Source organism: Streptomyces sp. NPDC005263 (genome assembly GCF_042872365.1).
GTDB lineage: Bacteria > Actinomycetota > Actinomycetes > Streptomycetales > Streptomycetaceae > Streptomyces.
On record NZ_JBIAKJ010000010.1, the window covers coordinates 163,972 to 178,318 of the forward strand.

The window sequence follows — 14,347 nt, forward strand, 5'->3', positions numbered from 1 at the left end:
AGGCACAGGACCACTCACACACCCCCTAGGCCAGCAGTCGGTCCGTGATCTCCTCGATGCGTTCACGCAGCCCTGCCTGGCTCTTGCCGCCGTCGAGGCGCTCGCCGCCGATGACATAGGTGGGGGTGCCGGTGACGCCGATCGCCTTTCCCTCCGCCTGGTCGGCGTCCACGATCAGGATGTGCCGGCCGTCGATCAGCGCGGTGTCGAACTCCTCTGCGTCCAGGCCGAGTTCGCGGGCGACCTCGACCAGGAAGGGTTCACCCTGGCGGTCCAGTTCCTCGACCCGGCCGAGCAGCGCTTCGACGTACGGCCAGCCCTGCCCCTGCTCGGCGGCCTCCTCGGCGGCCTGGGCGGCGGCGAAGGCGTGCTTGTGCTTCTCCAGCGGGAAGTGCCGCAGCCGCAGTTCCAGCCGGTCACCGTAGCGGGCGCGCAGGGCCCGGAGGTCTTCCAGGGCGCTGCGGCAGTCCGGGCACTGGAGGTCGCACCAGACGTCGAGAACGGGGGCGGTGGGGCCTGAGGGGCCGGGGCCTGCGGAGGGCGAGTCGCTCATGCGCCACAGTCTCCCAGCCTCGCTTCCGACGACCGAATCGGACCTCGGCTGTCACCTGGGTGGTACGGGGGCGGCGGCCGCCTGCGGGTGGTAGGCCTCGGTCGCCGCCCCCGGTGGTACGGCTCCGGCCGGTGTCGGCGTTCGAACGGCTTCGGTCGCCCCTGCGGTCGTACCGGCTCGGGCCGCCGTCCTCGGGCGAACGACTCCGACCGGCACCTGCGGAGGAGCCGATCCCGGAGATGTCCCTGATGTCCGGGCGGAGCATGGCCGGGTGGGGTGCGGCGGGTGCACGATGGAAGGGACGAAAGCGGGCCCTGCCCGACCGAAGCCTGCTTGGAGGACCGGATGATTGCCGAGACCGTCTGTTCCGCCGTCTCCGCGGCCGGCCTGGGCATCGCGGCGGTCACGGCGTACCGCAAGCGTTTCCTCGCGGCCACCCGCATCGCTGCCTACTCCCTCGTCCCCATCGGCCTGGTGATGACCGGCGTCGTCGAGTGGCTGGCGGACACCGCGTTCAGTCCGACGGCCTGGGCGGGCTTCGGTGTGCTCGGCGTCTCCTGGCTGCTGTTCTCGACCACTCGCGCGGTGGAGCGCCGCCGAGGCGGCACCCGCAAGGAGCGCAGGGCGGCGGCCAAGGAGGCGGCCGACAGCGACGCGGTGGCCCCGACGGCCTCGGCGCCCTCCCTGGGCCAGGCCACCCGCCCGGCGCCCCAGCCGGCGAACCGGCCGCGCGGTCAGTCCGGGTCGGAAGACTTCAGCGACATCGAGGCCATCCTGAAGAAGCACGGCATCTGAACTCCGCGTCCGGCGGCATATGACGTCCGCACACGCGCTGAAACGTCACAGACAGTCGCGCACGTCCGGAAGTGATCACGACCCGAACCGGTCATCACGGAATACAGCGAACACCCGCTCATTACGAGCGTGTTGATCGCGCGGTGCCCGCCGACTGCGTCATAGTCACCGCGAGATGCTGGACACGACACAGAGCGATGCCGCGCCGCCGCAGGACGAGCCGCGCGGATGCCTCTTCGCCCTTTCCCAGCCACCGCTGATGATCTTCCTTGCGGTGATCGGGTGTCTGCTGCTCATGGCTGCGCTGCACGACCTGCTGCTGCTCTGAGCCGTACCCGCGGTTCCTGGCGTCACCCGTCGGGAACCGCGTCGACACCGTCGCGTGCCGGTTCCTGCGGTCCCGCCGTCTCGTGCCGGTCCCCGTGGTTTTGCCGTCTCGTGCCGTCGGGTGTCAGCCCGCCGCTTCCTTGCGGCGCGCCCGGTATGCCGCCACGTGCAGCCGGTTTCCGCAGGTCCGGCTGTCGCAGTAGCGCCGCGAGCGGTTCCGGGAGAGGTCCACGAAGGCGCGTCGGCAGTCGGGTGCCTCGCAGCGACGCAGCCGCTCCTGCTCACCGGCCACCACGAAGAACGCCAGCGCCATCCCGCAGTCCGCCGCCAGGTGGTCGGCGACGGAGGCGCCGGGTGCGAAGTAGTGCACATGCCAGTCGTAGCCGTCGTGGTCCGTGAGGCGCGGGGTGGTGCCTGCCCCGGCGACCAGCTCGTTGATCAGGACGGCGGCGGCCCGGGCGTCCGGAGCGGCGAAGACCGACGCGAAACGGGCGCGGATCCTGCGGACCGCAGAGAGATCGAACTCGGAGAGCCCCCCGACATCGCTGATCTCGTGGCTCTCCACGAACTCCGCCAGGGCCGCGACATCTCGCAGTCCGTCCGGTGCCGTGTCCTCCTCCGGCGCGGTGTTGACCAGATCCACCACGGTGTCGAGGGCGCACCGGGTGTCGTGGGTGATCAGCACGTTTCGCTCCCTGGCCTGGAGGGCGGGCGCACGCCCGCCGATGCTGGCCGATGGTAACGGCTCACACGGAGAGTGACCATCTTCCCCTTCACGTTGTCCGCGCAGACGGAGCGCCGCTGGCACCCTGGGGCCCCAGCTCCCGGTGGCGGGGCCCACCCGCCCCGGCGTCGGGACGCACGCGCATCGGCGCCACCCCGCGGGGTCCCGCGGTGACGGCGCCGGTACGTGCCCTATGCGGTTGTTCTAGCCCGAGCCGTCTCCCCGAGTTGGACGGCGCCGGGCGGCTCTGTGCGGCCTGGCCGCTAGCTTTCCGCAAGAATGTGCGAGAGCTCCTGATCGAGATCGAAGTGCCGGTGTTCCGTGCCGGGCGGCACGGCGGCGTCTGTGCGCTTCAGGAAGGACTCCAGGGCCCTCGCCGGGGCCTCCAGCAGGGCTTCGCCCTCCGGAGAGCTCAGGGCGATGCAGACGACGCCCTGGCCATGACTGCGCGACGGCCAGACGCGGACGTCGCCCGTTCCGGTGGGCCGGTGGAGGCCCTCCGCGAGAAGATCGCGGGCGAACACCCACTCGACGGTTTCCTCGGCTCCGGTGTGGAAGGTGGCGTGCACGGCGTAGGGGTCGGCCGTGTCGTACCGCAGGCCTGCGGGGACAGGCAGGGAGGACTCGCTCGACACAACGAGGCGCAGGTGCAGCTCGCAGCTGACCGTGGTGTTCATAAGCGCCAGGGCCTTTCGCTCAGTGTGCGCTCGGGGATTCGCACGTCGGCGAAATCGACATGCCACCTACGGTGCCGTTGTAAACCCCTCTGAGCGTTTTGCGTGCCTTTACGTAACTCTTCCGGCCGAGTGACTGTTCGCACCGTACGCCCATTCCGGTGACGGGTTTCTGTCCGGTAGGGTTTGGCCGTATGAATACGGGGAGTGACGAGCCTGGCGAGGTTGCCATGGCGGCGGACGAGACGAAGGCGGACGGGGCGACGAGCGAGCAGGGGCTCGGCTCCAAGGCGCCCGAATTCATCAAGGCGCGCCGCGCGCTGCACCTGAGCTGGCAGGTGGGGATCTTCATCATCGGGCTCGCGGTCGTGGTCCTGGGCATCATCATGCTCCCGCTGCCGGGGCCGGGCTGGGTGGTGATCTTCGGCGGCATGGCGATCTGGGCGACCGAGTTCGTCTGGGCCCAGCTGGTGCTTCGCTGGACCAAGCGCAAGGTCACCGAGGCGGCTCAGCGGGCGCTGGATCCCGCGGTGCGCCGGCGCAACATCATCCTGACCTCCATCGGCCTGGTGATCATCGGCGCCCTGGTGGGCGTGTACCTGTGGAAGTTCGGCTTCGAGATGCCCTGGAAGATCAAGGATCAGTGATCCTGGGAGGGGGTGCGCGGGCCGGCTCGTGCGAGTCACCCGCACCCCCTGACATGGGGTAATGTTCTCCCTGCGCCCGGGCGATTAGCTCAGTGGGAGAGCGCTTCGTTCACACCGAAGAGGTCACTGGTTCGAACCCAGTATCGCCCACCCGGGTACGACGGCCCGTCTGCGAGAGAGCAGACGGGCCGTCGTCGTATGCGCCTGTCGGGCGAGAATCCCGGCCTCGGAGCGGTCGGATCCCGCGGTCGGCTGCGTTCCGTGTCCATGGGCGGGCTGGTGGCTTGGTCGAGTTCCGCGTCCCGGGGCGGGCCCGCCCGCCCGCTCGCCTGCATTCCGCGTGCTGGGGCTGTCCGGCTTCCCGTTCCCGGGGCGACTCGGGGCCTGTTTGCGTTCCGTTCCCAAGGCGACCCGGCCGCCCGTTCGCGCCCCATTCCCGCGGCGGTCCGGTTGCCCGGTCGGGTCCCGCACCCTCGGCGAGCCTTGCGACCAAGGGCGGGTTCCAGCCCATCAACATCCATACGCCGACGGTCAGTTCACGTTCGGCCCGTCGATCGCGTGCGCCTCACCTGCGGCATCACCCCCCTCCTGTCCGGCCACGGGGCCCACGGGGCGTCAACCCGCCGTGGCGGCCCGTGAGAAATTCCTGTCCGAATCATTGACGCACCCCGAGGCCCTCCGTAGCTTGTGCCAGCAAGCGCTTACTTGAAACGATTCATGCAGGCGGCAACGACGCTGCGGGGAGGGCCCGACTGTGGGAACCAGCAGGAGTGTTGAGAGGCGAACGATCCTCAAGGCCGCGGGGGCCACGGCGGCCACGCTGGGCCTGGCCGCGACCACGGGGTGCGGGGGAGACAGCGGGACGTCCGCGGACGGGACGGTGACGATCCGTTACGCCTGGTGGGGTGCCGAGGACCGCGCCCAGCGCATCAACAAGACGATCGCGCTGTTCGAGAAGAAGTACCCGAAGATCAAGGTGAAAACGGACTTCCAGCCCTACGTCGACTTCTGGAAGAAGTTCAACACCCAGGCCTCCGGTGGCAATCCGCCGGACGTCTTCCAGAATGCCGTCGGATTCCTGCGGAAATACGACGCGAAGAACGTTCTGCTCGATCTCAGCGCGCAGGTCAAGGCGGGCAATCTCTCCATGGACGGCTTCCGGGCCGGTCTGGAGAAGTTCGGCGAGATCGACGGCAAGCTCCTGGGAGTTCCGGTCGGCTCCAACTCGATGGCCCTGGTCATCGACAAGCCCGTCTACACGAAGGCGGGGGTGAAGCCGAAGCAGGGCTGGACCTGGGACGACTTCGACGCGGCGATGAAGAAGATCCACGACAAGGCGGGACGCGCCGGCGACAGCGGCATGTACGGCGTCATGTACCTCTACGACCTCTACCTGCGCCAGAACGGCAAGGCGTTCTTCACCGAGGACGGGCTCGGCTTCACCGAGGCGGATCTGACGGACTGGTGGACGAAGGCCAAGAAGGGCATCCAGGAGGGCGTCTTCGCCGACGCCAAGAAGGTCGCCCAGGTGAAGCCCAAGTCGGCCGTGTCCGCCGAACTCGCCGCCAGTGAATTCACCTGGGACAACTTCACCGTGCGCTATACCTCCGAAGGCAAGAGCGAGTACGGTCTGGCACCCATTCCGACCACCGACGGCAAGAAGACCGGCCAGTACCTCGGCTCCCTGATGCTCAGCGGCTCCAAGAGGACGCAGCACCCCAAGGAAGTCGCCCAGTTCATCGACTTCATGGTGCACGACCCCGAGGTCGCCAAGATCATGGGCTACGACCGCGGGGTGCCCGCAACGCAGGCGCAGTACGACGCCTTCAAGCCGACCGACGAGGTCAACAAGGCGATCGCCGCCTACGAGGAGTCGCTCGTCTCCTCCGGCGTCCTGGAGCCGATCACCCCGCACCCGAACGGCGCCGACATCTGCGAGAGCGCCTTCCTGCGCATCGCCGAGGAACTCGCCCTGGGTACGCGTTCGGTCGCCGACGCCGTCAAGCAGTTCTTCACCGAGTCGAAGACGGCGCTCGTCGTCTGATGGGAACCACCGTGACACACGCCCCTGCGATGGAGGGCCTGTCCAAGGACTCCGAGCCGCGGCACGGTCCGGTGAACTCCTCGCGCCCCGCCGCCCTCAAGCGGCGGGGCCGCCGGGAGACCCTGGCCGGCTATCTCTTCATGTCCCCGTGGATCGCCGGGTTCCTGCTGCTGACAGCGGGCCCGATGGTCGCCTCGCTCTACTTCGCCTTCACCGACTACAACCTGTTCGACGCGCCGAAGTGGATCGGGCTCGACAACTTCTCCGAGATGTTCGGCGACCCTCGCTGGCGTCACTCGGTGAAGGTGACGATGTGGTACGTCGTCGTCGGAACGCCCCTCAAGCTGCTGCTCGCTCTGGGCGTGGCGCTGCTGCTCGCGCAGAAGCGGCGCGGACAGGCCTTCTACCGGGCGGCGTTCTACGCGCCCTCGCTGATCGGGGCGAGTGTCTCCGTGGCGATCGTCTGGAAGGCGATCTTCTCGGACGACGCGATCGTCGACCGTACGCAGCAGTTCTTCGGGATCGACGTCGGCGGCTGGACCGGCGACCCGGAGATGATCATCTACAGCCTGGTGGCGCTCACCGTCTGGCAGTTCGGCGCCCCCATGGTCATCTTCCTGGCCGGACTCAAGCAGGTCCCGCGCGAGCTGTACGAGGCGGCCGAGGTCGACGGGGCGGGCAAGCTGCGCCGGTTCTGGAACATCACCCTGCCGATGATCTCCCCGGTCCTCTTCTTCAACGTTCTGCTGGAGACGATCCACTCCTTCCAGATCTTCAGCTCGGCGTACATCGTCGGCGGCGGCGCCGGAAGCAACGCCTGTGGTCCCGCGGACGGCTCGATGGTCTACACCTGCTACCTGTACGTCCAGGGCTTCGAGAACAGCCGGATGGGCCTGGCCTCCGCCATGGCCTGGATGCTGCTCGTCGCGGTCGCCCTGGTGACGGCGGTGCTGTTCTGGTCCCAGAAGCGCTGGGTGCACTACGAGGAAGGCGCCTGATGAGCTCCCCCAATCTCTCGACGTCGCTCGACCCGGGGGTACCCCCGTCGGCCACCGGCACCGCGCCGGCCCCGTCCGCGAAAGCGGGCGGCGCCCTCAGACGCAGGCTGCCCGGTTCCCTCGCCTGGCACATCGGATCTCTCGCGATCCTCGCCGTGATTCTCTACCCGGTGCTCTGGGTCATCGGCGGCTCGTTCAAGAAGAGCGAGGACATCGTCGGCAGCCTGGATCTCTTCCCGGGCGACCCGATCACCTCCAACTACACGAGTCTCACCGACGGCATCGCGGACATCTCGATCTCCACGTTCTTCCTCAACTCGCTCTTCCTCGCGGTCGGTTCGGTGATCGGGATCCTGGTGTCCTGCTCGCTGACGGCGTACGCCTTCGCGAAGATCAAGTTCGCGGGCCGGAATCTGCTGTTCACGCTGATGATCGGCACGCTCCTGTTGCCGTACCACGTGCTGCTGATCCCGCAGTACGTGCTGTTCCGCAACATGGGAATGATCAACACGTACACCCCGCTCCTGCTCGGGAAGTACCTCGCCACGGAGGCGTTCTTCGTCTTCCTGATGGTGCAGTTCATGCGCAACCTGCCCAAGGAGCTCGACGAGGCGGCACGCCTCGACGGCTGCGGACACCTGCGCGTCTACTGGTCCATCGTGCTTCCGCTGTGCAGGCCGGCCCTGATCACCAGCGCGATCTTCACCTTCATCAACTCGTGGAACGACTTCATGGGGCCGCTGATCTACCTCAACGAGCCCGACAAGTACACGGTCTCCCTCGGTCTGAAGATGTTCGTGGACCAGGAAGGTCTGGCCAACTACGGCGGCATGATCGCCATGTCGATGGTCGCGCTCCTGCCGGTGCTGGCCTTCTTCCTCGCCTTCCAGCGCTATCTGATCGACGGCATGGCCACGTCCGGGCTGAAGGGCTGATCCGGCATGGCCGAAGCACGGGTCAAGGCACGCACCCCGCGCAAGGAGTCCGTCCTCGCCGAGCGGTTCGCCGTGTTCGCCGAGTGTCTACTCACCGGAGTGTGGATCGCGGTGGCTTCCCTGGGGGTGGTCACCTACCCGGCCGCCTTCGCCGCCGGGGCCCGGCACCTGCGCCGCCGTACCGCCCATGAGGCCGGTGGGTGGCGGGAGTTCGTCGCCGACTTCCGGGCCGCGGTGCGCGGCGGCTGGGTCGCCGGGCTGGCCGGCTGGGCGGCGGCCGCCGCGGTCTGGGTGGACGTCCAGGCCGCGCGGGCCGGGATCCCCGGGGGGCCGCTTGTCGGGGCCGTCGGCGTGTTCGCGCTGATCGGTCTCCTCGTGGCCGGGCTGCGCGCGGCCGCGGTCTGGACGCCGGGTGCCGCGTGGCCCGCGCTGCTCGCGGCGGCGGGCCGCCGTACCGTGCTCGACCCCGCCGGATCCTTCCTGATCGTCGGGGGGCTGGCGGTCACGGCGGGTTCCGCCTGGTTCAGCGCGCCGCTCGCGGTCCCCGTCCTCGGGGCCGTCGCCGCGGCCGCCGTCGCCGTGGAGGAGCGCCACCGGCGCCGCTGACGGCGGTGCCCTGTCATCAGGTCGGCGCCCTGGGCGCCGCGCCTCTCTATGTCATGCCCCTGACTACCTCCCTCGCATCCCGGACGGAAAGGAAAGGCTGCATCTCATGTCTCCCATCCCCCGCAGGTCCCTCCTCAAGGCGGCCGCCGTCGCCGGCGCCGCCGCGCAGTTCAGCTGGGCCCTAGGAGCGAAGGACGCACAGGCCGCGCCGAGAGCCGCGGGCGCCGACGACGACCCCGTGACCCTCGACTGGCTGGAGGACGGCGGCCTGGGTGCCGCCCCCGGCTCCACCGTCGGCGTCCCCTGGCCCAGGGGCGTGTACCAGCAGGACCAGAAGTTCGCGGTGACCGACGCGGACGGCAAGTCCGTGCCCGTGCAGTCCTGGCCGATCGCCTACTGGCCGGACGGCTCCCTCAAGTGGACTGCGCACGCGCTCAGTTCGGGCACCGGCAAGCTCACCCTCGGCGCCGGCACCCCGTCCGCCCCGAGCAAGAAGGTCACCGTCGACAGGAGCGGCGGCACGATCACGGTCTCCACCGGGGTCATCACCGCGAAGATCGCCAAGTCCGGCGCCACGCTGATCAGGTCGGTCACCCGTGGCTCTACGGAGATCGCCAAGAACGGCCGGCTCGTCCTGATCCGGCAGCCCGAGATCGAGGACGAGGACCAGGGTTCGGTCAAGACCGAGCGCTTCGAGGGGGCCATCGCGTCGGTCACCGTCGAGCAGGACGGCCCGGTCCGCGCGGTCGTCCGCATCGACGGCAAGCACCGCAAGGGCAGCCGGAGTTGGCTGCCGTTCTCGATCCGCCTGTACTTCTACGCGGGCGCCGACTCCTTCCGCATGGTGCACACCATCACCTTCGACGGCACGCAGGAGCCGGGCAAGGCGAGCGGTGACTTCATCCGCGGCCTCGGCGTCCGCTTCACCGTGCCGATGCGCGACCAGGCGTACGACCGCCACATCCGCATCGGCGGCGACGGCACCGGACTGCTGCGCGAGGCCGTCAAGGGCATCACCGGACTGCGCCGTGACCCCGGCATCGCCGTGCAGGAGGCCCAGTACGCGGGGAAGAAGCTGCCCGACCCGTCCACCTGGGACCAGCGGGTCACCACCCGCCTCCAGTACATCCCCGAGTGGGGCGACTACACCCTCTCCCAGCTCTCCGCCGACGGCTTCGGCCTGCGCAAGCGCACCAAGAAGGGCCACGGCTGGATCGGCGCGGGCGGCGGCAAGCGGGCCTCCGGCTTCGGCTATGTCGGTGGCGCGAGCGGCGGATTCTCGTTCGGGCTGCGGGACTTCTGGGAGAAGTTCCCCGCGCAGCTCGACATCCGCGACGCCCAGACCGACGAGGCCGAGGTCACCCTCTGGCTCTGGTCGCCCGAGGCGCAGCCCATGGACCTGCGCTTCTACCACGACGGCATGGGCCAGGACACGTTCGCCGAGCAGCTCGAAGGCCTCAACATCACCTACGAGGACTACGAGCCCGAGTTCGGCACGCCCTACGGCATCGCCCGCACCTCGGAACTCCTCTTCTGGGCCAACGAGTCCACGCCGACCGCCGAGACGCTCGCCGAACAGGTCGAGGCCGTCCGGGTGTTGCCGCAGCTGGCCGCCCCGCCCAGGCAGCTCATCAAGGCCAAGGTCTTCGGCCCGGGACTGTACTCCGAGCCGGACCGCTCGACGCCCGCCAAGGCGAAGATCGAGGACCACCTCGACTTCCTCTTCACCTACTACAAGGACCAGGTGGAGCAACGCCGTTGGTACGGCTTCTGGGACTACGGCGACATCATGCACACCTACGACACCGTCCGGCACCAGTGGCGGTACGACATCGGCGGCTACGCCTGGGACAACTCCGAGCTGTCGCCCGACCTGTGGCTCTGGTTGGCGTACCTCCGCTCAGGGCGGTCGGACATCTTCCGGTTCGCCGAGGCGATGACCCGGCACACCGGTGAGGTCGACGTGTACCACCTGGGCAAGTGGGCCGGGCTCGGCACCCGGCACGGGGTGCAGCACTTCGCGGACAGCGCCAAGCAGCAGCGGATCGCCAACACCACCTACCGGCGCTACTACTACTTCCTCACCGCCGACGAACGCGTCGGCGATCTCATGCACGCCAACGTCGACTCCGACGAGACCTTCCTGGTCCTCGATCCGCTGCGCAAGGTCCGCACCGACCCGTACACCCCCGACCGGCACGCCCTGTCGGTCGGTTTCGGGACGGACTGGAGTGGCTTGGTGTCGGCCTGGCTGACGGAGTGGGAACGCAAGGGTCCCAAGTGGGAGAAGGCCAAGGCGCGCGTACTGTCGACGATGGAGGGCATCGCCGCCCAGCCCAACGGCTTCGTGCAGGGCAGTGGCCTGTACGACCTGGACACGGGCAAGTTCGCGGTCGCCCCGGCACCGGTCGTGAGCGTCTCGCACCTGTCCGCCGTCTTCGGCCTCAACGAACTGTGCGCCGAACTCATCGACCTCGTCGACATGCCCAAGTTCAACGAGGCGTACTTCGACTACTGCCGCTTCTTCAACGCCACCAAGGCGGAACAGGCCGCCCGCTACGGCACCAACTTCGGCTCCCTGCTGCTGTTCCAGGGCCACTCGCGCCTGGACGCGTACGCCGCCGTCAAGACCGGTGACGCGAAGCTCGCCAAGCGGGCCTGGGAGAAGTTCTACGACTCCGACGGCTACCTGGAGTCGGACCCCTGGAAGACGGAGAAGCTGAGCGGCCCGACCACCCTGGTGCCGGGCAGCGAGGCCGCGTGGGTGTCCACGAACACCACCGCGCTCTACGGCCTCGCCGCCATCGAGAACCTGGCACTGCTGGGCGACAAGATGCCCTAGCCAGGGGCTGGTTCGGGCACTAGCTCATCCTCCCCAGCACCTCCCGCACCCGTCGGACGTCCCGGATGCGCTGCTCGTACGTCGCCCCGAGTGCGAGCAGCAGCAGGCCGGCGAGGGCGGGGGGTACCCAGCGGGGGAGCAGCCCGGTCATCTGCACGAGGTACGGGGCGAGTTCGTGCAGGGCGACCAGGGCGAGCACCGACCCGCCGAGCATGAGCGGTGCCCCGAGGCGGTGCCGGGCGCCCAGCAGGGTGACCAGCGTCGCCGCCGTGCCGAGCAGCAGGGGGCGCGTCCAGGGCGCGTCGCCCCAGGCCGCGACCAGGCTCGGGAGCAGGGTGGCGGCGAGTCCGGGGCCGTACGCCGTCCAGGACGAGGTCCGCGGGTCGCGGTGGCGGCGCAGCGCGCCCACGAGCAGCGCGGGGACGGTGACCGGGAGCGTGTACGCCTCGGGGGTCCCCACGTCCCAGGAGGCCAGGCGGACCCAGGTGGCGAGCACGAAGAGGGCGGTGGCCGCGTAGCCGAGGGCGCGACGGTCCGGGCGTACGGCCGTGCCCGCCGTGATCACCGCGCACAGGGCCAGGACCAGGGCGAGCAGGGGCGGTTCGGTGCGGGCCAGGGCCACCGCGAGCAGCCCGGCGGCGGCGCCCGCCACCTCGACCGGCACCCTCGCCCGTGAACCGCCGAGTCGCGCCGCGAGCAGCGCCGCGACGGTGGGCACGGCGAGGACCAGCAGGGCGGTGTGCGCCGGCGCCCAGTGCGCGGCGGCGCCGGTCGCGCAGGCGAGCGCGGCGGCGTACGCCAGGGCGGTCGGCGCGGTGACCGGGGCGAGCTGTGGCCGGGTGGAGGCGGCCGTGAACAGCGCGGTCAGGGCGGCCAGCACGACCAGCGTCGCGGTCTGCGTGGCCAGGGAGAGGAAGGCGAGGTCGAGCGAGGCGACCAGGGCGAGGACCGTGGCGGTGATCCGGGCGGGCGTGAACCGTACGCCGGGCGGCACCGGTGCGACTGGTGGCGCAGGCGAGTCAGGGGCCGGTGGCGGCGGCCCTTCGGGCGCGGTCGAGGACGGGCCGCTCGCCGCCGGGTCCTGCCGGACGGGCGCCGCCCGGACCACGGCTCCCGCCGCCGCGAGGGTCGCGGCGAGGGTGACTCCGAGGACCGCCAGGCCTACCACGTAGGGAAGTGCGAGGACCGCCGGAAGGGTCGCGGCCGTGGCCCAGAGCAACCCGGACGCGACGGTCAGGGCCCGCGGCCGCCACTCAACGCCCCGAACTGCCAGGACCAGCACGCCCGCCACGGCCACCAGGACCGGAACCGTCGCCGCGTGCGGCGGCCAGGGCACGCCGGCGGTGGCCGCGGCCCGGGCGTCCGACGGAGCGCCGGTCCACGCGTGCGCCACCCGGCCGACCGGGCCCAGCAGCGTGACGGCGAGGACGGGCAGCGTCCACAGCACGGCGAGTGCCTGTACGGAGCCGGAGGCCCAGGAGAGGCCGTGCCGCACCGCGTCCGGCAGCCGCCCGGACCGTGCCACGGCCAACAGGGCGATCCCGCACGCCAGATGGGCCGGTACCGTCCACGCATCCGGCAGCGCGAAACGTAGTACACCGCCGAACGCGGCGACCACCAGCAGCCCCGAGGTGACGGTGAGACCGACGGTCCGCTTCTCGCCCTCGCTCCACCAGGCCGCGCCCAGCGTGATCGCGGCCGCGAGGAGGAGGAGCGCCGCCGCACGGGCGACAGCGCTCGGACCGGTGGCCGTCCAGGACAGCCAACCGGCGGCCGACACCCCCAAGGTGCCCGTGCCGTACGCCCCGACGGCGGCGACGACCCGCACGGACCGGATGCTCGTCCGCAGCGCCACAGCGGCGTCGACCCCGGCCGTCACCAGCAGCGCGGCCGCGATCCCGTACGGACCGGCGTCCGCGGCGATCGCCCAGAGCAGCAGCGGCAGCTGGGCCGCGGTCAGGGCGGCCGGGAAGGGCAGCCGCAGCGCGGCCGTGACCGACGGCAGACCGTACGCGGCCCACACGCCCGCAAGTACCGCCGACGCGGCCGCCGCGTACCCGGTGCCCTCGGTTCCCGCGAGGGCGGCCTCGTGCAGGGCGTACGCGTCCAGCACCGTCAGCGCGAGCCCGAGGCCCGCCACCGACTCGGCCGTGGAGCGCAGCCCCCGCCGCGACAGCACCGCCGGTCCGGCGAGCGCCGCCAGGGTGACCGCGCCCAGCACCAGAGCCCGCCCGGCGATCCCCAGGTGACCCCAGCTGACCAGCGTGAACACCATCGCGGCGATGGTGAGCAGGACACCGCCGAGCAGGAGGAGAAGGTTCTGCACGCCGGAGGCGGAGGTCTCCGGGCGGGGCGCGGGCGCGGGCGCAGTGACAGGCGTCTGCGGACGACGGGGCTGGGCCTGCGGCTGCCGCAGGATGGCTACCAGCCAGGCGCGACGTGACAGCAACTGGGCCCGGCGGGCGTCCAGTTGCCACAGCTCGGCGTCGAGGAGCCGGAGTTCCTCGGCGGGCGGCGGGATGGGCGTCATGCGCCGAGTGTGTTCCGCGTCACGTCGCAGGGCATGAGTGTGCGTACTCAGGCCGTACTCAGATACGCCTCATCCGTCCGCGTACGGGGCAGGAGCCGCTCATGGACTGGACCCGTTACCGCTTCCGCAGCCGGTGGTCCCTGCCCGCCGATCCCGCCGTCGTGTACGAGGCGCTGGAGCGGTTCGAGGACTATCCCCGCTGGTGGCGCCAGGTGCGTGAGGTGAGGCAGATCGACGGGACGAGGGGAGTGGTCACGATCCGCTCCTTCCTGCCGTACGACCTGACCTTCACCGTCCGTGAGGTGCGTCGCGATCCGGTGGCCGGGGTCCTGGAGATCGCCATGTCCGGCGACCTCGACGGCTGGGCCCGCTGGACGATCAGCGCGGACGGCACGGGCAGCCTGGCCCGCTACGACCAGCTGGTCGACGTCAACAAGCCGCTGCTCAGGCGGTTCGCCGTACCGGGGCGGCCGATCTTCCGCGTCAATCACCGGCTGATGATGCGGGCCGGGCGGCGCGGGCTGGTCGGCCACCTGGGAACGGTTTGAAGGAAACCCGCGAGGACCTGTATTGTTCAGTGCGTTCCCGGGCGATTAGCTCAGTGGGAGAGCGCTTCGTTCACACCGAAGAGGTCACTGGTTCGAACCCAGTATCGCCCACCGGGAAAGGCCG

13 protein-coding genes and 2 tRNA genes are annotated in these 14,347 nt (G+C 70.3%); 11 read left to right on the plus strand and 4 right to left on the minus strand.

Going from position 1 to position 14,347, the window contains the following annotated elements; all coding sequences use genetic code 11:
* Positions 1-25: 25 nt before the first annotated feature.
* The gene (locus tag ACFYRY_RS35485) at positions 26-553 is read right to left on the minus strand and encodes a DsbA family protein (RefSeq protein ID WP_389155260.1); all 528 of its coding nucleotides are present in this window, start codon (positions 551-553) and stop codon (positions 26-28) included.
* A 345-nt stretch (positions 554-898) separates the two neighbouring features.
* Here ACFYRY_RS35485 and ACFYRY_RS35490 point away from each other — a divergent pair, with 345 nt between their 5' ends.
* The gene (locus ACFYRY_RS35490) at positions 899-1,348 is read left to right on the plus strand and encodes a hypothetical protein (RefSeq protein ID WP_389155262.1); all 450 of its coding nucleotides are present in this window, start codon (positions 899-901) and stop codon (positions 1,346-1,348) included.
* 175 nt (positions 1,349-1,523) lie between these two features.
* Entirely contained in the window at positions 1,524-1,676 is a 153-nt protein-coding gene (locus ACFYRY_RS35495; protein WP_020138043.1) for a hypothetical protein, read from the plus strand.
* Positions 1,677-1,799: 123 nt separating this feature from the next.
* Here ACFYRY_RS35495 and ACFYRY_RS35500 read toward each other — a convergent pair whose 3' ends face one another.
* Positions 1,800-2,360 (minus strand): CGNR zinc finger domain-containing protein, encoded by a 561-nt coding sequence (locus tag ACFYRY_RS35500; RefSeq protein ID WP_389155265.1) that lies wholly within the window; start codon positions 2,358-2,360, stop codon positions 1,800-1,802.
* Between the two features lie 302 nt (positions 2,361-2,662).
* The gene (locus ACFYRY_RS35505; RefSeq protein ID WP_004002642.1) at positions 2,663-3,076 is read right to left on the minus strand and encodes an SsgA family sporulation/cell division regulator; all 414 of its coding nucleotides are present in this window, start codon (positions 3,074-3,076) and stop codon (positions 2,663-2,665) included.
* Positions 3,077-3,267: 191 nt separating this feature from the next.
* Here ACFYRY_RS35505 and ACFYRY_RS35510 point away from each other — a divergent pair, with 191 nt between their 5' ends.
* From ACFYRY_RS35510 to ACFYRY_RS35540, 7 genes are all read left to right on the plus strand, one after another.
* The gene (locus ACFYRY_RS35510; protein ID WP_389155267.1) at positions 3,268-3,720 is read left to right on the plus strand and encodes a TIGR02611 family protein; all 453 of its coding nucleotides are present in this window, start codon (positions 3,268-3,270) and stop codon (positions 3,718-3,720) included.
* A gap of 78 nt (positions 3,721-3,798) precedes the next feature.
* Positions 3,799-3,870: transfer RNA gene (locus ACFYRY_RS35515), tRNA-Val, on the plus strand.
* Positions 3,871-4,474: 604 nt separating this feature from the next.
* Positions 4,475-5,764 carry an ABC transporter substrate-binding protein gene (locus ACFYRY_RS35520; protein WP_389155269.1) on the plus strand — a complete coding sequence of 430 codons (1,290 nt, stop codon included), beginning with the start codon at positions 4,475-4,477 and terminating at the stop codon, positions 5,762-5,764.
* Positions 5,764-6,762 carry a carbohydrate ABC transporter permease gene (locus tag ACFYRY_RS35525; RefSeq protein WP_389155272.1) on the plus strand — a complete coding sequence of 333 codons (999 nt, stop codon included), beginning with the start codon at positions 5,764-5,766 and terminating at the stop codon, positions 6,760-6,762. Before ACFYRY_RS35520 ends, ACFYRY_RS35525 begins: the two co-directional genes overlap by 1 nt.
* Complete coding sequence (locus ACFYRY_RS35530; RefSeq protein ID WP_389155274.1) at positions 6,762-7,697, plus strand: carbohydrate ABC transporter permease; 936 nt, start codon at positions 6,762-6,764, stop codon at positions 7,695-7,697. Before ACFYRY_RS35525 ends, ACFYRY_RS35530 begins: the two co-directional genes overlap by 1 nt.
* Positions 7,698-7,703: 6 nt before the next feature.
* Positions 7,704-8,303, plus strand: coding sequence for a hypothetical protein (locus ACFYRY_RS35535; protein WP_389155277.1), 600 nt, complete (start codon positions 7,704-7,706; stop codon positions 8,301-8,303).
* 106 nt (positions 8,304-8,409) lie between these two features.
* On the plus strand, positions 8,410-11,145 hold the full coding sequence (locus ACFYRY_RS35540; protein WP_389155280.1) for a Tat pathway signal sequence domain protein: 2,736 nt from the start codon (positions 8,410-8,412) through the stop codon (positions 11,143-11,145).
* Between the two features lie 19 nt (positions 11,146-11,164).
* On the opposite strand, the gene ACFYRY_RS35545 is transcribed toward ACFYRY_RS35540, so the two are convergent.
* Positions 11,165-13,675: an SCO7613 C-terminal domain-containing membrane protein gene (locus ACFYRY_RS35545; RefSeq protein WP_389155283.1), complete on the minus strand. Its 2,511-nt coding sequence runs from the start codon at positions 13,673-13,675 to the stop codon at positions 11,165-11,167.
* 101 nt (positions 13,676-13,776) lie between these two features.
* On the opposite strand from ACFYRY_RS35545, the gene ACFYRY_RS35550 reads away from it, so the two are divergent.
* Both ACFYRY_RS35550 and ACFYRY_RS35555 read left to right on the plus strand, forming a co-directional pair.
* The gene (locus ACFYRY_RS35550; RefSeq protein WP_389155285.1) at positions 13,777-14,223 is read left to right on the plus strand and encodes an SRPBCC family protein; all 447 of its coding nucleotides are present in this window, start codon (positions 13,777-13,779) and stop codon (positions 14,221-14,223) included.
* Between the two features lie 39 nt (positions 14,224-14,262).
* A tRNA-Val gene (locus ACFYRY_RS35555) sits at positions 14,263-14,334 on the plus strand.
* The last annotated feature ends 13 nt before the right edge of the window (positions 14,335-14,347 follow it).

What these genes read in the sequence shown, in the direction of transcription:
- ACFYRY_RS35540 (WP_389155280.1), top strand. Translation starts at nt 8,410, where the DNA reads ATGTCTCCCATCCCCCGCAGGTCCCTCCTCAAGGCGGCCGCCGTCGCC.
- ACFYRY_RS35535 (WP_389155277.1), top strand. Translation starts at nt 7,704, where the DNA reads ATGGCCGAAGCACGGGTCAAGGCACGCACCCCGCGCAAGGAGTCCGTC.
- ACFYRY_RS35545 (WP_389155283.1), bottom strand. Translation starts at nt 13,675, where the DNA reads ATGACGCCCATCCCGCCGCCCGCCGAGGAACTCCGGCTCCTCGACGCC.
- ACFYRY_RS35530 (WP_389155274.1), top strand. Translation starts at nt 6,762, where the DNA reads ATGAGCTCCCCCAATCTCTCGACGTCGCTCGACCCGGGGGTACCCCCG.
- ACFYRY_RS35495 (WP_020138043.1), top strand. Translation starts at nt 1,524, where the DNA reads ATGCTGGACACGACACAGAGCGATGCCGCGCCGCCGCAGGACGAGCCG.
- ACFYRY_RS35485 (WP_389155260.1), bottom strand. Translation starts at nt 553, where the DNA reads ATGAGCGACTCGCCCTCCGCAGGCCCCGGCCCCTCAGGCCCCACCGCC.
- ACFYRY_RS35525 (WP_389155272.1), top strand. Translation starts at nt 5,764, where the DNA reads ATGGGAACCACCGTGACACACGCCCCTGCGATGGAGGGCCTGTCCAAG.
- ACFYRY_RS35550 (WP_389155285.1), top strand. Translation starts at nt 13,777, where the DNA reads ATGGACTGGACCCGTTACCGCTTCCGCAGCCGGTGGTCCCTGCCCGCC.
- ACFYRY_RS35505 (WP_004002642.1), bottom strand. Translation starts at nt 3,076, where the DNA reads ATGAACACCACGGTCAGCTGCGAGCTGCACCTGCGCCTCGTTGTGTCG.
- ACFYRY_RS35490 (WP_389155262.1), top strand. Translation starts at nt 899, where the DNA reads ATGATTGCCGAGACCGTCTGTTCCGCCGTCTCCGCGGCCGGCCTGGGC.
- ACFYRY_RS35510 (WP_389155267.1), top strand. Translation starts at nt 3,268, where the DNA reads ATGAATACGGGGAGTGACGAGCCTGGCGAGGTTGCCATGGCGGCGGAC.